Annotated in this window: 20 protein-coding genes; 2 read left to right on the top strand and 18 right to left on the bottom strand. The window is 46.0% G+C overall.

Features of this window, described 5'->3' with window-relative positions; genetic code table 11:
• Positions 1-134: 134 nt before the first annotated feature.
• From nagZ to KIH43_RS03035, 17 genes are all read right to left on the bottom strand, one after another.
• Positions 135-1,211, bottom strand: coding sequence for a beta-N-acetylhexosaminidase (gene nagZ, locus KIH43_RS03115; protein WP_297717600.1), 1,077 nt, complete (start codon positions 1,209-1,211; stop codon positions 135-137).
• Positions 1,212-1,239: 28 nt separating this feature from the next.
• Positions 1,240-1,632: a holo-ACP synthase gene (gene acpS / locus KIH43_RS03110; RefSeq protein ID WP_297717597.1), complete on the bottom strand. Its 393-nt coding sequence runs from the start codon at positions 1,630-1,632 to the stop codon at positions 1,240-1,242.
• Between the two features lie 10 nt (positions 1,633-1,642).
• Positions 1,643-2,404: a pyridoxine 5'-phosphate synthase gene (gene pdxJ / locus KIH43_RS03105; protein ID WP_297717594.1), complete on the bottom strand. Its 762-nt coding sequence runs from the start codon at positions 2,402-2,404 to the stop codon at positions 1,643-1,645.
• A 12-nt stretch (positions 2,405-2,416) separates the two neighbouring features.
• A complete protein-coding gene (gene recO / locus KIH43_RS03100; RefSeq protein ID WP_296970253.1) occupies positions 2,417-3,151 on the bottom strand; it encodes a DNA repair protein RecO in 735 nt (244 codons plus the stop codon).
• Positions 3,152-3,157: 6 nt separating this feature from the next.
• On the bottom strand, positions 3,158-4,093 hold the full coding sequence (gene era / locus KIH43_RS03095; protein ID WP_297717591.1) for a GTPase Era: 936 nt from the start codon (positions 4,091-4,093) through the stop codon (positions 3,158-3,160).
• A gap of 2 nt (positions 4,094-4,095) precedes the next feature.
• Positions 4,096-4,869 (bottom strand): ribonuclease III, encoded by a 774-nt coding sequence (rnc, locus tag KIH43_RS03090; RefSeq protein WP_297717607.1) that lies wholly within the window; start codon positions 4,867-4,869, stop codon positions 4,096-4,098.
• Positions 4,870-4,893: 24 nt separating this feature from the next.
• A complete protein-coding gene (gene lepB / locus KIH43_RS03085) occupies positions 4,894-5,700 on the bottom strand; it encodes a signal peptidase I (RefSeq protein WP_297717588.1) in 807 nt (268 codons plus the stop codon).
• A complete protein-coding gene (gene lepA / locus KIH43_RS03080) occupies positions 5,700-7,505 on the bottom strand; it encodes a translation elongation factor 4 (RefSeq protein ID WP_296970245.1) in 1,806 nt (601 codons plus the stop codon). Before lepA ends, lepB begins: the two co-directional genes overlap by 1 nt.
• A 136-nt stretch (positions 7,506-7,641) precedes the next feature.
• Positions 7,642-9,036, bottom strand: a complete 1,395-nt coding sequence (locus KIH43_RS03075) for a DegQ family serine endoprotease (RefSeq protein WP_297717603.1) — start codon at positions 9,034-9,036, stop codon at positions 7,642-7,644.
• A 99-nt stretch (positions 9,037-9,135) separates the two neighbouring features.
• Positions 9,136-10,383: a beta-ketoacyl-ACP synthase II gene (fabF, locus tag KIH43_RS03070; protein WP_297717585.1), complete on the bottom strand. Its 1,248-nt coding sequence runs from the start codon at positions 10,381-10,383 to the stop codon at positions 9,136-9,138.
• Between the two features lie 21 nt (positions 10,384-10,404).
• Positions 10,405-10,644: an acyl carrier protein gene (gene acpP / locus KIH43_RS03065; protein ID WP_215324024.1), complete on the bottom strand. Its 240-nt coding sequence runs from the start codon at positions 10,642-10,644 to the stop codon at positions 10,405-10,407.
• A gap of 103 nt (positions 10,645-10,747) precedes the next feature.
• Entirely contained in the window at positions 10,748-11,491 is a 744-nt protein-coding gene (gene fabG / locus KIH43_RS03060) for a 3-oxoacyl-ACP reductase FabG (protein ID WP_296970237.1), read from the bottom strand.
• A gap of 33 nt (positions 11,492-11,524) precedes the next feature.
• On the bottom strand, positions 11,525-12,460 hold the full coding sequence (gene fabD / locus KIH43_RS03055; protein ID WP_297717581.1) for an ACP S-malonyltransferase: 936 nt from the start codon (positions 12,458-12,460) through the stop codon (positions 11,525-11,527).
• Positions 12,461-12,527: 67 nt separating this feature from the next.
• Complete coding sequence (locus tag KIH43_RS03050; protein ID WP_297717578.1) at positions 12,528-13,514, bottom strand: beta-ketoacyl-ACP synthase III; 987 nt, start codon at positions 13,512-13,514, stop codon at positions 12,528-12,530.
• Positions 13,511-14,524, bottom strand: a complete 1,014-nt coding sequence (gene plsX, locus KIH43_RS03045; RefSeq protein WP_296970396.1) for a phosphate acyltransferase PlsX — start codon at positions 14,522-14,524, stop codon at positions 13,511-13,513. Before plsX ends, KIH43_RS03050 begins: the two co-directional genes overlap by 4 nt.
• Before the next feature lie 82 nt (positions 14,525-14,606).
• The gene (gene rpmF / locus KIH43_RS03040; protein WP_011902241.1) at positions 14,607-14,786 is read right to left on the bottom strand and encodes a 50S ribosomal protein L32; all 180 of its coding nucleotides are present in this window, start codon (positions 14,784-14,786) and stop codon (positions 14,607-14,609) included.
• Positions 14,787-14,900: 114 nt separating this feature from the next.
• Positions 14,901-15,479: a DUF177 domain-containing protein gene (locus tag KIH43_RS03035; protein ID WP_297717573.1), complete on the bottom strand. Its 579-nt coding sequence runs from the start codon at positions 15,477-15,479 to the stop codon at positions 14,901-14,903.
• Between the two features lie 25 nt (positions 15,480-15,504).
• Between KIH43_RS03035 and KIH43_RS03030 the strand changes: the two genes are divergently transcribed.
• Positions 15,505-16,125 carry a Maf family nucleotide pyrophosphatase gene (locus tag KIH43_RS03030; protein ID WP_297717570.1) on the top strand — a complete coding sequence of 207 codons (621 nt, stop codon included), beginning with the start codon at positions 15,505-15,507 and terminating at the stop codon, positions 16,123-16,125.
• Positions 16,122-16,892 (top strand): SAM-dependent methyltransferase, encoded by a 771-nt coding sequence (locus KIH43_RS03025; protein WP_297717567.1) that lies wholly within the window; start codon positions 16,122-16,124, stop codon positions 16,890-16,892. Before KIH43_RS03030 ends, KIH43_RS03025 begins: the two co-directional genes overlap by 4 nt.
• Positions 16,893-16,898: 6 nt before the next feature.
• Here the strand turns inward: KIH43_RS03025 and sppA are convergent, their stop codons facing one another.
• A complete protein-coding gene (sppA, locus tag KIH43_RS03020) occupies positions 16,899-17,846 on the bottom strand; it encodes a signal peptide peptidase SppA (protein ID WP_296970388.1) in 948 nt (315 codons plus the stop codon).
• Positions 17,847-17,895: the final 49 nt, after the last annotated feature.

The raw sequence follows: 17,895 nt of genomic DNA, 5'->3' as shown, positions 1-17,895 counted from the left end.
GGTGACAAAATTGAGATTGATACTCGTACTGGCGAATATCGCAGCCGTGCAAACTAATCGTCTTTGCAGATAAACAAAAGCCCGGCATGCCGGGCTTTTTTATTGTGCGGCAAAGCGCTATATAGACCACATACTCAAGCGATTAATTTAAATTGCTTGAGCAATCCCTTGGCATGTTGATATTGAGCATCTTTTTGCAAAGCCTCCCAACTCATGGCGGGAGAAGCTGGCATCAAGCGATTTAAGCGGGTCGCAGATTCTGCTTGCTTATGTTTAGATACTTTTAACTTGCTGAGTAATTGATCTGCCAAATCTGGACGATTGCAAATGAGCACTGCATCACACCCTGCTTCTAAGGCCATTTCTGCGCCTTTTACGACAGATCCCGCAACACTGGCACCCTCCATGGAAAGATCGTCGCTAAAGATCACACCCTCAAATCCCAACTCTTGGCGCAAAATGGAATGCAGCCAAACTTTTGAGAAACCCGCAGGGTTTTTGTCAACTTGGGAATAGATGACATGCGCAGGCATCACCGCTGACAAACTCAAATCCAGCCATTCATAAGGCTTAGCATCATCATTGAGAATTTGCGCTAAAGAACGCTCATCTACTGGTATAGCAATGTGTGAATCAGCCTCTGCCCAGCCATGACCTGGAAAGTGCTTTCCACAATTAGCCATGCCACCAAGTCGCAGGCCTTCATTCACACTTTTTGCCAATGCAAAGACGATTTGTGGATCGCGACTAAATGAGCGATCGCCAATAACACTACTGCGACCAAAATCCAAATCCAGTACAGGCGTAAAGCTAAAGTCAACGCCACAGGCACGCAATTCTGTTGCCAATAGATAGCCACAAGCCGTAGCAGCAGCCATAGCCAAGGCAGCAGATTCGGCAGGATGTCCAGATTGATGTTTGACACCCCACAACTCACCAAGCTTACGCATTGCTGGTAAATGGGTAAAGCCATCGGTCTTGCAGCGTTGTACGCGGCCACCCTCATGATCAATGGAGATTAAGACGTCAGGACGAAGTTTTTTAATCTCTGCCGTAAGTTTGGTCAACTGCTTGCGATTAGCAAAGTTCCTACCAAACAAAATCACTCCACCAGTTAAGGGATGCAGAATACGACGGCGATCTTCCGCATTCAAAGCTTGACCCACTACATCTAAGGTAATTGGGCCGGGATTCATTTTTACTTTACTCATGGCTGCATCCATATTCAATCGATCATTATTATTTTTGAGTCACTATGACATGGGCAATCGCCATATCTTGCTCATCACTCACCGTAACATGCGCCTCCCAATTTTTGTCCTGCATAAATTGGGCTAAAGCACCAAGATAAGTCGTTACTGGCTTACCACTGGGTTCATTGAGGGTTTGGAGAGAACGCCAAGTCATGGGCATACGCATGCCAAGACCAATCGCTTTTGAAAATGCTTCCTTAGCTGCAAAACGTGTGGCCAGAAAGGCAATTCCGCGCTTATGATTTCTGGCAAGACGCTGCTGGAAAACACGCATTTCATCGGGACCCAATATTTTTTCGGCCAAACGTCCATTGGTTCGATCGAAAGCGGCTTGTAAGCGCTCAATCTGCAGTATGTCGGTACCAATACCAATAATCATTGACTGTTCTTTATTTCAGGGGATGAATGTGGTCTTGATGTCTACCGCGAGCCATTAATGCTTTCATATCTTCAATCGCATTTTGCCAACCCTTAAATAGCGCTTCTGCCACGATTGCGTGACCTATATTTAATTCTGATAACTCTTCGATTGCTGCAATTGGCATGACCTTACCCTCATGCAAACCATGGCCAGCATTCACTCGCAATCCAATGCTTTTACCAAACTGCGCCGCTTTACGAATGCGCTCTAATTCAATTGCTTGTTCTGCGCCTGATAAATCCGCATAGCGGCCTGTATGCAATTCCACAACTGTCGCACCCACATCTTTAGCCGCTTGAATTTGTTTTTCTTCAGGATCGATAAATAAGGAAACCCGAATACCTGCTTCTTGCAGTTGCCTTGTAGCAGACTGAACCGCTTCAAAGTGACCCAAAACATCTAAGCCCCCTTCAGTGGTCACCTCTTCACGCTTTTCAGGCACTAGACAAACGTCATGGGGTTTCACCTTGCAGGCAATATTAAGCATCTCGGGCGTCACCGCACATTCGAGATTCATACGTGTTTTGATTAATGGACGCAAAGCCAATAAATCAGCATCTTTGATATGTCGACGATCTTCCCGTAAGTGCAGGGTAATTAAATCCGCACCAGCCTCTTCAGCCAATCTAGCCGCTTTTATCGGATCTGGATAAGTCGTGCCCCGCGCATTACGCAATGTGGCAACGTGATCGATATTAATCCCCAACTCTAAAGGGTGCGGTGTAGTCATTGCAGTAGATTACTAGATTTTCTTCAGATCGATCAAAATTTGTCGGGTCGTGAGTACCTGATCTTGTAGGTGCAAGCTCAATAGAAAGCGCATTAATTGCTTACTTTCTGACAGAGTTTCAGGATCAGAAAAATTGCCTGCTGCTATCGCCAATAAAGACTCCCCTCTTATCACTGGCCAATGTCCAGGATCATCAGATTGTGCGGGGCGCACGCCTCGCTCCGGCTGATAGACATATAAGGTCTTGGCATCAGGCAAATCATCAGTCTCTACACAACGATCTAATGCCGCTGCATAACCTGTCTCTTGTAATAAAGATAGCTCAAATGGACGCAAAATTTCTTCAAGACCCTTTGATTCAAACTCTAAATTAGACAATGCTGAAATCGTATCTGCATAACGGTCATACAACTTTTCATACTCGTCTTCACGTGCTAAAAACTTCACCAACAACTCATTTAAATAAAAGCCACACAAGAGTGCATCACCAACCAATGATGGCATGCCACCAACCCATTCAGACTTCGTTAGAGTACGCAGTTCGGATTTCCCACTCCAGGAGACCAGAAGTGGTTGAAACCGCTGCAGTACGGGACGAAGCGTTGAATGTGGCCGTTTTGCACCTTTTGCAATTAAGGCCATCCGGCCATGTGTTCGCGTAAATACATCCAGAATAAGACTGGTTTCTTTGTAAGGAATGCTATGCAAAACAAATGCGGGCTCGTCAGCAATGCGAATCGAAGCCATGGGTTTTTATTCCAATCCTTGCGCCCGTAATTCAGCACGGTCGTCTGCCCAGCCACGCTTGACCTTTACCCAGGTCTCTAAAAATACTTTGCCGTCAAAGAGTTTTTCCATATCAATGCGTGCATCAGTAGAAATCTTTTTAAGGCGCTCACCTTTTTGACCAATGATCATGGCTTTATGACTGTCACGATCAACCAAAATCGTGGCGGAGATGCGGCGCATCTTGCCATCCATCTTAAATTGATCGATCACTACTGTAGAGGTGTATGGCAATTCCTCGCCAGTAAAACGAAATACTTTCTCACGCAATATTTCTGCTGCCAAGAAGCGCTCGCTGCGGTCTGTCACCGTATCTTGATCGTAGATGGGTTCACCCTCAGGTAAATAACCCTCAAGAACATCAAGCAATCTATCAATGTCGCCTGGACTTTTAGCACTCATCGGCACAATCTCAGCAAATTCACTCCGCTGATCTTCATGACCACCAATTTCACACCATGGCTTTGCCATTTCTTTAATGAAATTCAGCAAGCCTTGATCACGCTCAGAAGGTGTCTGATGACGGCTATTAAATAAATCGAGCTTATTGAGGACCAGCACTACTGGCAAATCACTGGGTAGAAGTTTGAGAACCTTCTTATCATCCTCGCCAAAATATCCAGCCTCCACAACAAAGCAAATCACATTCACATCTTGCAATGCCGTTGTCACGGTACGATTTAAGGCTTTATTTAGCGTATTGACTAAACGTGTCTGAAATCCTGGAGTGTCAATGAAGATAAATTGCGCCTCTTCTCGATTTTGCACACCTAAAATGCGATGACGCGTAGTTTGCGCCTTGCGTGAAGTAATGCTGATCTTTTGACCTACTAATGCATTGAGCAGGGTCGATTTACCCATATTTGGGCGACCAACAATTGCGATAGTGCCACAACGAAACACGTTTAATCCTTCAGTTTGAGGTTTAACTGCTCTTCTGCTACTTCTTTCTTGGCTGCTTTTTTCTTGGCAGACCGAGTTTTCTTAGGCTTACGGGACTCTTGTGGCAGCGCCTTCAGAACGGTGAGCAATGCTAACTTAGCTGCCGACTGTTCTGCAGCACGTCTTGAAGCGCCCTCGCCTTTTACGGATACTTTGAGAGTAGGAATTAAACACTCCACCTCGAACTGCTGATTATGAGCAGCACCACTAGTGCCAATCACGTTATAGGTGGGCAGAGGCAATTGATAGCTTTGCAAACATTCTTGTAAAAGGGTTTTGTCATCTTTGCCCAGCGTTTTTGGATCGACTTGGGCCAAAATGATTGAATAGAGTTTACGCAGACATCCTTTGGCTGATTCAAATCCACCATCTAAAAAGATTGCGCCAGTCACTGCTTCTAGGGTATCAGCAAGAATAGAGGGTCTGCGAAACCCCCCGCTTTTGAGTTCACCCTCGCCTAAACGCAAATAATCCGATAGAGAAAGTGTTTGCGCGATTTCATATAAAGCTTGTTGTTTGACTAGGTTAGCTCGCACACGGGAGAGATCGCCCTCATCTAAATCTGAATATCGCTCATAAAGCAGGTCTGCGACAACACAATTCAGAATGGAGTCACCCAAAAACTCCAAACGCTCATTATTTTTCTTGCTATGGCTGCGATGCGTGAGCGCTTGATTGAGTAGCTCAGGCTTCTTAAAAGAATACCCCAGCCTCTCTTGCAGGGCTTGGGTATCAATGACGGCGCGGGCATTCATGATGGTTTACTCGAAACTACCTATACGACCGAGATTACCCAAATTCAACCAAACAAAGAATGCTTTACCAACAATATTTTTATCAGGTACAAATCCCCAGTAACGAGAATCCGCACTGTTATCTCGGTTGTCACCCATCGCAAAGTAATGCCCCGCAGGCACCTTGCAGGTTAAGCCTGCTGGCTGATATTGACAGAACTCTGCGCCAGGAAAGCGCTCCGTTGGAAACACTGTAGCCGGACGATCAGGGTCATTCAGAATGTCATGGCGATTACCGCCTAAATCCGCAGGAAAAGTTTCCGTGTAGCGTTTGGCATAACGCATATTTTCTGGGTCAAGATAAGGTTCGCCGCCACTATATTGCAATGGCTGACCATTAATGATTAGGCGCTTATCTTCGTAGGTAATCACATCGCCTGGCAAAGCCACAACGCGCTTAATGTAATCCACAGACTCATCGCGCGGATAGCGAAAAACAATCACATCACCTCGCTTTGGAGAGCCTAAATCAACTACCTTTTGATTAATCACTGGCAAGCGAATGCCATAGGTGAATTTATTCACCAAAATAAAGTCGCCGATTTGCAAGGTTGGAATCATTGATCCTGATGGGATTTTGAAGGGCTCAACAATAAATGAGCGCAGCACAAAAACCGCACAAATTACAGGAAAGAAACCAGCGGTGTATTCAAGCCATAAGGGCATCCGGTCAATACCGGCGACTTTTCTTTGGGGCGCAAAGTACACTCGATCAGCAACCCAGGCAATACCTGAAACTACTACCAGTATGAAAAGAATGAGCGCAAAATTCATTATTCTTCCACCTGCAAAATAGCCAAGAAGGCTTCTTGTGGAATTTCCACATTACCTACTTGCTTCATGCGCTTCTTACCTTCTTTTTGCTTCTCTAATAACTTACGTTTACGAGAAATATCGCCACCATAGCATTTTGCCAGCACGTTTTTACGCAATGCCTTCACGTTCTCACGCGCCACAATATTGCTGCCAATCGCCGCCTGAATAGCAACATCAAACATTTGACGAGGAATAATGCCGCGCATCTTAGACACTACCTCTCGACCACGCGATTGACTATTGCTTCGGTGCACGATGACTGAAAGTGCATCTACACGATCACCATTAATCAAAATATCCACCTTCACTACATCAGCAGGTCGATATTCTTTGAACTCATAATCCATCGAGGCGTAGCCACGCGAAATCGACTTTAAGCGATCGAAGAAATCCAGCACGATCTCTGCCATAGGTAATTCATAGGTCAACTGCACTTGACGACCCAAATAATTCATTCCCGTTTGAATACCGCGTTTTCCTACGCACAAGGTAATCACTGAGCCAACATACTCTTGTGGCATATATAAGTTGACGGTGACAATCGGCTCCAAAATCGTATCAATCTTGCTCACCTCAGGCATTTTTGAGGGGTTATCCACCATCAAAACTGTCCCATCGGATTGCTGCACTTGATAGACCACTGTAGGCGCTGTCGTAATCAAGTTCATGCCGTACTGACGCTCTAAACGCTCTTGTACGATTTCCATATGGAGTAAACCTAAGAAGCCACAACGAAATCCAAATCCTAGCGCTTGCGAAACTTCTGGCTCATATAAAAGGGATGCGTCATTGAGTTTGAGTTTTTCAAGAGACTCACGCAATTGATCGTACTCACTCGCTTCCACTGGATAGAGGCCCGCAAAAACCTGTGGCTTAACCTCCTTAAAACCAGGCAGAGGCTGCGCCGCAGGAACTCGTCCTTGCTGACCAGGAGCATGAGTGACGGTATCTCCCACTTTTGCAGCTTTAAGTTCTTTAATACCCGCGATTACAAAACCCACTTGTCCCGCAGATAATTCAGGGCGGTCGACCGACTTCGGACTAAATACACCGACGTGCTCTACTAAATGAGTGGAGCCATTAGCCATTAAGGTAATTTTTTCTTTAGGCTTCAAGGTGCCATTGACAACCCGTATCAACATGACAACGCCAACGTAGTTATCAAACCAAGAATCAATAATTAAGGCCTGTAATGGTTCGGTCGCATTGCCTTTAGGTGGCGGCACTTTAGCAATCATTTCTTCGATGACATCCGCAACACCCATACCGGTTTTAGCTGAACAAGTCACCGCCTCTGATGCATCTATACCAATCACATCTTCAATTTCTTTTTTAGCGCGATCTGGATCTGCTTGAGGTAAATCAATCTTATTGAGCACTGGTACTACTTCAACACCCAACTCCAGCGCCATGTAACAGTTCGCAACCGTTTGCGCCTCAACACCCTGACTTGCATCTACTACCAATAATGCACCTTCACATGCAGATAAAGACCGGCTCACTTCATAAGAGAAGTCAACGTGTCCAGGGGTATCAATCAAATTGATGTTGTAGGTCTTGCCATCTTTGGCTTTGTAATTTAGCGCTGCTGTTTGGGCTTTAATGGTGATACCGCGTTCACGCTCAATATCCATGGAATCGAGCACTTGCGCTTCCATTTCGCGATCAGAAAGACCGCCGCAGAGTTGAATAATGCGATCAGCGAGCGTGGATTTGCCGTGATCAATATGGGCGATGATAGAAAAATTGCGGATTAAATCCATAGCGTCTTATTTAGTGATTCAAAAAACGCCTTGTCAGAACGCACCACAATGATGCGCTGCAAAAAGTCGTCTTAGGGGGATTGTAATGGGTGGCGCCTAAAAGGCGCCAAACCCTGTTTTTTGCCCTAAAAACGGCTTATTTTGGCCTTACTGGGATAACCAGCGTACTATCAGCGCGACGGATAAATACCGGCACAGACTTATTCGGATCAAGGCCTTTTACCAGGGATTCGAATTGTTTCGCCCCTGAAATATCAGTATCGGCCACCCGAGTAATGATGTCACCAGCACGAACACCTGCGCGAGCGAGGGGGCCGTCACCCAAACCCGTTACCTCTGCACCGCCCTTTAGGCCCAAGTCCTTTTTCTTGGCATCCGATAAGTCCGTTACAACCACACCAAGAGCATTCGATCCGCCACCATTAGCTGCTGGAGCATCAGCCTTCTTCGCTGTTTGCGCAGATTCTGAATCACTTACCGTCACCATTAATTCTCGTGTTGCACCTTTGCGCCAAACTTGGAGAGGAACTGAAGTTCCTGGCTTAGTGTCACCAACGATTCTTGGCAAATCAGTGGACTTTGCAATGTCGCGGCCATTAAAGCTCACGATCACATCCCCAGCTTCAACACCACCCGCTGCTGCAGGACCACCAGATTCAACATTGCGCACATAAGCACCACGGGGCTTACCCAATCCCAAGCTTTCAGCAACTTCTTTAGTCATTTCACCTAAAGCCACGCCAATACGACCACGAGTCATTTTGCCGTTAGTGCGCAATTGATCTGCAACCCGCATTGCTTCATCAATGGGTATTGCAAAAGAAATTCCCATATAGCCACCAGAACGACTAAAAATCTGAGAGTTGATACCAATGACTTGTCCTGCTGTATTTAATAGTGGTCCGCCAGAGTTACCTGGATTAACTGCGACGTCAGTCTGAATAAAGGGGAGATAGTCTCCAGTATCACGGCTCTTCGCCGAAACAATGCCTGCGGTCACTGTATTCTCAAGACCAAATGGTGAACCAATTGCTAAAACCCATTCACCTACACGCACCTTGGAAGAATCTCCCAAAGGAAGCTTAGGTAAATCACGTGCTTCAATTTTGACTACCGCTACATCAGTTCGCTTATCCATCCCAAGCAACTTTGCTTTGAACTCGCGTTTGTCAGTTAACGTGACATAAATAGTGGTGGCCCCTTCAACTACGTGTGCATTGGTAAGTATTAAACCGTTAGATTCAATGATGAATCCTGAACCAACTCCACGTTCTGCTTCTTGTGGCCTTCCAGAATTCGGTTGTGCCTGCTTAGGATTGTTTGGAAGTCCAGGAATAGGTACTCCAAAGAAGCGGCGGAAAAATTCTGCCTGGTCTTCAGGCATCCCAGGAATTCCTCCCTGTTGCTGAACCATGACTTTTTCTGTCGTACGAATATTGACGACTGCAGGACTGGCGCGCTCGACTAGATCAGCAAAGTCAGGAATAGTGACGCGAGGATTTTGAGCAAGTACAGGCTCAATAAAAGACATTTGCCCGAGGCTCAACACAGCCAGGAGCGCAATAAAGTGCTTTTTCATAATGCAATGACCTACTTGGTAAAAGACCAAAAAATGACAATAAGGAGAATATTAGGTCAGCTTACCAAAAATCAAGGTACCGTTAGTACCACCAAAGCCAAAGTTGTTTTTGACTGCATGATCGATTTTGACATCCCTAGCAGTATTGGCGCAGTAGTCCAAATCACACTCAGGGTCTTGATTAAAGATATTGATAGTAGGCGGTGATTTTTGATGGTGCAGAGCCAAAATCGTGAAAACAGACTCTAAGCCACCTGCTCCGCCCAAAAGGTGGCCGGTCATCGATTTTGTAGAGTTAATCAGGGCCTTTTTAGCATGATCACCCAGTGCTGCCTTGATGGCTTCTGTTTCGTTTTTATCGCCCAATGGCGTTGAAGTGCCATGAGCATTTAAATACTGAATTTGATCTGGGTTAAGACCTGCGTCACGCATCGCATTGACCATACAACGACGTGGTCCATCCATATTTGGAGCGGTCATATGATAGGCATCGCCGCTCATACCAAAGCCTTTGAGCTCGCAATAAATTTTTGCGCCTCTTGCTTTTGCATGCTCATATTCTTCTAGAACCACAACACCTGCGCCTTCACCGAGAACAAAACCATCGCGATCTTTATCCCAAGGACGTGATGCGGTTGCTGGATCATCATTGCGAGTAGAGAGCGCTCGTGCAGCAGCAAACCCACCAACACCCAATGCAGAAATAGTAGACTCAGCGCCACCAGCAATCATGACATCAGCATCGCCGTACTGAATTAAACGTGCAGCTAATCCGATGCTATGTAAACCTGTTGTACAAGCAGTCACCGCAGCCACATTTGGACCTTTGAGACCAAACAGAATACTCAGATGCCCTGAAATCATATTAATGATGGAGCCAGGAACAAAGAACGGAGATATACGACGAGGCCCACGGGCAATAAGTTCTGCGCTGGTGTCTTCGATCATTGGCAAACCACCAATACCGGAGCCAACCATTACGCCAATACGCTCGGCGTTTTGCTCAGTAACTTCTATACCGCTATCGCGAATAGCTTGCGTACCAGCAGCAATTCCATAATGGATAAAAGTATCCATATGGCGCGCCTCTTTGGCAGAAACATATTCTTCGACATTGAAATCTTTCACCTCTCCTGCGAAATGAACGCTTAAAGGAGTGTGGTCAAACTTTGTGATCGTAGCGATGCCTGATTTGCCTGCAAGCAAATTAGACCAAGCTACGTCAACAGAATTACCAACAGGTGAGATGAGGCCAAGGCCGGTGACTACAACCCGGCGTCGGCCATTTGATGCTGACACAGTAATGCCTATGCTAGGGAATTAACCCTGAGCTTTAGATTTAGCGAAATCAATCGCGAGCTGAACTGTGGTGATCTTTTCAGCTTCCTCATCAGGAATTTCGATGCCGAATTCATCTTCCAAAGCCATCACCAGCTCAACAGTGTCAAGAGAGTCAGCGCCAAGGTCGTTCACAAAAGAAGATTCATTTTTGATATCTGCTTCTGCGACGCCCAATTGCTCAGCGACGATTTTCTTAACGCGTTGTTCGATGTTATCCATTAAGTCCCCCAAGGGTTGTAAAAAAACGATGAAAGGATTTTATCAGCTTGGCGGACGTAATTAGCAAAACCGCCAAAAAAATGACTAAATCCTTGATTTGCCGTTAGGCTAAATAGAGTCCGCCATTGACATGTAGGGTATTACCCGTAATGTAACCCGCTGCTGGAGAAGCCAAAAATGCCACTGCTTGGGCAACATCTTCTGGACTACCCAAACGGGCCAATGGAATGTTCACTTTTAGTGCATTTTGCTGCTCTTCACTCAGCGCTCTAGTCATATCCGTATCGATGAATCCTGGTGCAACGCAATTGACAGTAATGTTTCTACTGCCGATTTCTCGGGCTAAAGCACGCGTCATTCCAGACACGCCTGATTTTGCTGCAGCATAGTTTGCTTGACCGGGATTACCCATATGTCCAACGATAGAGGTGATATTAATAATGCGACCACCACGCGCCTTCATCATGGGACGCAAGACGGCTTGAGATAAGCGAAACACTGAACTTAAGTTGGTATCAATCACATCTGTCCACTCTTCTGCTTTCATGCGCATAGATAAGTTATCACGCGTAATGCCAGCATTGTTTACCAAAATATGAATACCGCCATATTCTTTGACAATCTGATCAATAATTTCTTCACAAGCATTCGGTGCAGTGACGTTGAGTACTAAACCTGCGCCACCTGTAGGTTTTAAACGTGCATCAATTGCTTTAGCGCCCTCGCTGGTGGTGGCTGTTCCAATCACTTTGGCGCCACACTTAACTAACTCATCCGCTATCGCTTGACCGATACCGCGCGAAGCGCCAGTGACTAGGGCAATTTGTCCGCTTAAATCGAGATTCATAATGGTTCGCTTTTTTCTTTGAAAGATGGAGTGTTATTTCAATGTTGCAAGGACATCATTTAAGCTGGCTTCATCAAACACTGGTACACCAGTCACCTGATCATTAATGCGCTTAGTAAGACCTGCTAATACTTTTCCTGGGCCGCACTCCACCACTTGCGTGATGCCTTGTGAGGCCATCTTTTGAATCGTTTCTTGCCAGCGAACTGGTTTAGCTGCTTGACGTACTAATGCATCTTTAATCGCAACAGGATCATGCAAAATTTCTACGTCCACATTATTAATAACGGAAATGGTGGGAGCTTTAAATTCAATATTTGCTAAATAACCCTTGAGTTTTTCTGAGGCTGGTTGCAATAAAGAAGAATGAAATGGTGCCGATACCGGCAATGGTAAGGCCCGTTTTGCACCTGCTGCTTTGAGTAACTCACATGCTTTTGAAACTGCATCGCTTGCGCCAGCAATCACCACTTGACCAGGCGCATTGAAGTTCACCGCCTCTACTACGCCACCAGAAGCTGCGCTTGCCTCTGCACAAACCTGAATAACAGTAGCGTCATCCAAGCCCAAAATTGCTGCCATTCCACCCGTTCCAACGGGTACTGCCGTTTGCATGGCTTCAGCACGAAAACGCACTAAAGGAACGGCATCTTTAAAACTAATCACCCCTGCTGCAACTAAAGCAGAATATTCGCCCAAACTATGTCCAGCCATCACTTTTGGTATCGCACCACCAGCAGCTAGCCAAGCGCGATAAAAAGCAATCGCCGCTGTGAGCATGACAGGTTGAGTATTCGTAGTTAATGAGAGCGCTTCTGCTGGACCCTCAGCAATGAGTTTCGCCACATCTTCACCCAAAGCCTCTGAGGCCTCTTCTAATGTCGCGCGTACTTCAGGACGCTCGGAAATAGTATTCAACATCCCAACAGACTGAGAACCTTGACCAGGAAATACGAATGCAAATGTCATGAAATGAATTTAATTAAAGATTGAGAATGAAATAAATACGGTTTTATACGCATCAATGAATAAAGGATTAATACCGTAATGCCACCGCACCCCAAGCAAAACCACCACCAACACCTTCTAATAAAAGATGATGACCGCGTTGAATTTGTCCGCTACGCACACCAACATCTAAAGCCAAAGGAATAGATGCTGCCGAAGTATTGCCATGCTCATGCACAGTGACAATGACTTTATCCATCGACATACCCATCTTTTTGGCAGTTCCCTCCATGATGCGAATATTCGCTTGGTGTGGCACCAACCAATCAATTCTCTCAGGTGTGAGATTGGCCTTTGCTAAAACCTCATGAGCTACTTGCTCCAATACTTTGACGGCCAGCTTAAATACAGCTTGTCCATCCATTGTCATGAATGGCGATCCATGAACCACCCCATTACCGGAGCGTCCAGGTACGCACAAAATATCTCTTTGGCTACCATCAGCATGCAATGCAGTCGACAAAATCCCTGGCTCGTTCGTTGCCTCAAGCACTACAGCACCAGCACCATCGCCAAACAATACACAAGTGCCTCGATCTTGAAAATCGAGAATGCGTGAAAAGGTCTCAGCGCCAATCACTAGTACTTTTTTATACGATCCTGAGCGAATAAATGCATCTGCTGTCGCCAAGGCATAAGTAAACCCCGCGCAGACTGCTTGCACATCAAACGCGGCGCAAGCAGTATGAGCGCCTAATTTGTCTTGCACAACACATGCGGTACTTGGAAAGCCACCGAGATGATCTGGAGTAGATGTGGCCAAGATAATAAGATCTAGATCTGCTGAGGTAATGCCAGCGCTAGTTAATGCAGCCTGCGCCGCTTTGACAGCAAGGTCACTTGTCAGTTCATTTTCTGCAGCAAAATGGCGCGCAGAAATACCGCTACGGGTAGTGATCCACTCATCACTAGTTTCTAAGCCAGATTTTGCTAGGCGCTCTACCAAATCTTGATTGGTTAATCGTAGCGCTGGCAAATAACTACCTGTTCCAGCAATTCTTGAAAAGATGCTCATTCCTTAATCTCCGCCACGAATGCCGAGGCTATGCGCTCTACCATGCGATTTTTCGCCGCTTCATATGCACGATCTAATGCAAATCCAAAAGCAAAGCGGTCCGCAGATCCATGACTTTTGATGACACATCCACGCAGACCTAACAATACGGCACCGTTATAACGACGATGATCAACCCGCTTGCGAACGCGCAACAATGGAACCATAGCGCAAAGCGCCATCAATTTCGTGAGCAGTGAACGATTGAATTCTTCTCGAATCATGCCGCTCATCATTTTTGCCAAACCTTCACTGGCTTTCAGCACCACGTTGCCGACAAAGCCATCACAGACAACAATGTCTGTCGTGCCTTTAAAAATATCATTGCCTTCTACATTGCCAAAAAAATTTAAATTGGTCTGACGCAGTAACTCGCTGGTTTGCTTGACCACTTCATTACCCTTAATCACTTCTTCGCCAATATTTAAAAGACCGATCGAAGGGTTTGGCTTACCATCAACAACCTGAACCATCACGTTGGCCATTTGCGCAAATTGCACTAAGTGCATAGGCTCACAATCTGCGTTGGCCCCTAAATCCAACATGGTTGTGCCACGCCCTAACTCATTGGGGATAGCGGTCGCAATCGCTGGACGATCAACACCATCGAGTGTTTTCAGAATGTAGCGAGAAATTGCCATCAACGCGCCTGTGTTTCCGGAGGAGATCACCGCGTCCGCAGCACCTTCTTTTACTTGCTCAATGGCCACGCGCATTGATGAATCTTTTTTTCGACGCAGCGCCACTTCAATGGGGTCATCCATCAACACCACTTCACTAGCAGGAATAATCTGAATGCGCTCCATTGGCGCTTTGGAAGACTTGCTCAATACTTGCTTGATCAAGTCAGGATCACCCACTAGGGCAATTTTGACATCAGGGTGTTTTTCTAAAAAATCACAGGCAGCAGGAACCGTCACGACGACCCCATGATCTCCGCCCATGGCATCTATAGCAAGAGTAACGCTCATAAACTCATTGATTGCTACAAGTGATTTATCTAAGAAAAAAGCGGCCTTATGGGAGCCGCTTCTATCTGATTAGACTAAAAAATTAGTCGTTTTTGGTTTTAACCACTTTACGACCACGGTAGTAGCCGTTTGGTGAAATGTGGTGACGCAAGTGAGCTTCACCAGTAGTGGCTTCAACAGCCGTAGCAGGTGCGGTCAAAAAGTCGTGCGCACGATGCATGCCACGTTTGGAAGGTGATTTTTTATTTTGTTGAACGGCCATATTGAACTCCTAAGCAAGGCGACATTCTAGCATGAAAATGCGTCTAAATGCTTGATTTATCAATGAAGCGGGTTAAAACAACGACTCCCGGGAATCAGTCTCAAATTTGCCTACTTATGAGTTTTTCTTCATATTTTTCAATACGTTAAAGGGGTTTTCCCGCTCCACAAGGGGTTCATCGTCCCCACCACCCCCTGCAGCAGAGATTTGTGGCTGACAAAAGCCCTCGGGGTGCTTTGGAATCAAGGGGATAGACAGCAAAATCTCATCTTCAATCGTGTCTAAAAGGTTAAATTGCTGGCTAGCCACCAAGGGTTCTTGCTCTTCATCCTCCACTGGGTAGCTGTCAGCCTTTTCCTCTGTAGCAAGCAGAATAAAACGTCGTTTTTCGGCCAAATCGACAGCGCAACCCTGCAAACAGCGCTGACAAACCAGGTGTAATCGCCCATTTAAGCCCAGCACCATGATTTGGTGGGGGTCACTACCAGGGGATTCCTCAAAATGGGTCTCTACATTCCACGCAAAGCCATCACCAGGTATTACTGCAGAAACCTCCTTGGCCACCCTCGGAAGATCAGAAATGCTTAAAAAACCAGCACCTTTATAGGACTGGGGTGCGCAAAAATCAACGCGCTTTAGCGCTTGAGGATCTGAGGAAAGCTGTATTTGAGGTAAAACTTGATTACGATTCATGACATCAGTCTAAATCAATCGGCACATGAAATCATCCCAAAACCCACTACTCATTCTGGCGTCTACTTCCGTATATCGACAAGAACTCTTAAAGCGCTTGCGCATTCCATTTAATGTGATCTCTCCCAAAGTAGATGAAACGCCACTTGCTGGTGAAAGCACATTGGACTTAGCACTGCGTCTTGCTCATGCAAAAGCGCACGCTGTAGCAACACAATTTCCAGATGCTTGGGTCATTGGGTCCGATCAAGTTGCTGATTTATGTGGTGCTGCAATTGGGAAGCCTGGTAATTTTGATAGGGCGTTGGCGCAACTGCAATTGATGCGAGGACAAACAGTCACTTTTCATACCGCCTTGTGTTTGATGAAAGGCGCTTCCCAAACTACAGTCTGCGTTCCTACAGAAGTCACCTTTCGCAAACTACCCGATGACGTATTAGAAAATTATCTCCACACAGAAGAACCTTATGATTGCGCGGGTAGCGCTAAGTCTGAGGGTCTAGGCATCAGCCTCCTAGAAGCTATCAAGAGTGATGATCCTACAGCACTGATCGGTCTACCACTCATTGCCTTAACGGGCTTATTGCGTGATGCAGGTTTTATGATTCCTGCAAAATTGCAAGAAAAATACCTGCCCACCTTATGACAAAACTCGGCACACTGTATCTTGTTCCCAATACACTTGGTGATGATGCTCGCACAGAACAATTGCCTTGGGTTTCACCTAATGAGACACTTGCATGTTCTGCAAAACTACAGCACTGGATTGTGGAAGATGCCAAAACTGCACGTGCATTATTGAAAGCAGTAGATTCCTTATCGCCCCTCACCTGCACCATTCAAGAAATGCAAATGAGTGAATGGCGTGGTGCGGCACGCAATTCTAAATTTCGTGATGCAGTAAAACCTGTCGACCTACTCAAACCTTTGCTTGCTGGTCATGACATGGGCCTCATGTCTGAGGCAGGGGTTCCGGGCGTAGCCGATCCTGGCGCCGAAATCGTCTTAGCCGCTCACAAAATAGGTGCTCGTGTGAAACCCTTAGTGGGCCCTAGCTCCATCCTATTGGGTTTAATGGCCAGCGGGCTCAATGGCCAACGTTTTGCATTTCAGGGCTACCTACCCCACGATGCGCACGAACGTCTTAACAAACTCAAACAACTTGAAACTGAATCTAGAAAATTAGATCAAACCCAAATTTGGATTGAGACACCCTATCGCAATGCTGCGATGCTGATGGCTTGCTTAACAGCATTAAATCCACAAACAAAGCTATGCCTTGGAATTGATCTGAGCCTAAGCTCTGAACAAATCACTACTCAATCGATAGCAGACTGGCGTAAACAATGTCCCAACGAGAACGCTTGCGCGTCATTACAAAATAGGCCAACTGTTTTCCTACTGTTGGCCTAGATTGCTTTACTTAAGATCTGGTGATTTGACTAGCGCTTTTCCTGCAGCAGCACCCACCTCTGCACCAAAGCGTTTAGCAACACGCTCCGCAAAATTTTCTTTCATAGTGTAATCAAGCACCTCTGGCGCTTTAAACACATCTCGCGCTACAGAATCAACTGTGCCATAGCCATCTGCTAAGCCTAGTTTGACTGCTTGCTCACCATTCCAGACGCGACCAGAAAAAAGTTCAGGAGCTTCTTTTAAACGATCTCCGCGACCCTCTTTGACCACCCGAATAAACTGCTGATGAATTTCATCAATCATGGTGCGCACCATTTCAACCTGCTTAGGGTCTTCCTTGCTAAATGGATCGAGCATGCCCTTGTTAGAGCCTGCAGTAATCATGCGACGAGTCACGCCTAACTTATCCATCAAACCAGTAAAACCAAAGCCTTCCATGATCACACCAATAGAACCTACAAGACTAGCTTTGTCTACCAAAATTTGATCTGCTGCGACAGCAACGTAGTAACCACCGGATGCGCAAATATCCTCAACAACGACATAGAAAGGTTTTTTGGGATACAGTTTTTTCAAGCGATGAATCTCATCATTGATCATTCCCGCCTGAACTGGGGAACCACCTGGGCTATTGATTCGTAGAATCACACCAGCACTATGCGGGTTCTCAAATGCAGAAACTAAAGAGGAGTTGATATCCATTGCGTTGGCCATCGTGCTAGAAGAGATTTCCCCCTCCAGAGTCACCATAGCAGTATGAGTTTCCACTCCCATGCCGCGACCGGGCAAATGAAAATCAAACACTGCTAACAGAGCGGCAACAATCACTAATAATGTCAGAACACGCAAAACTGCTCTCCAACGACGCGCCTTGCGAGTCTCTTTGAGGTTTTCTAGCAGCAAGTGCTCCAATGCTTGGCGCTCCCAGTTTGGATTTGGATTGTTTTCCATTGCTATTCCTTAGTATTGCGTATTGATGTTTGATATTTGCTATTTTGAT

It is taken from the genome of Polynucleobacter sp., assembly GCF_018500155.2.
Taxonomy (GTDB): Bacteria; Pseudomonadota; Gammaproteobacteria; order Burkholderiales; family Burkholderiaceae; genus Polynucleobacter.
Note: the sequence above shows the minus strand (reverse complement) of the source record. Positions and strands in the feature narration are given on the sequence as shown.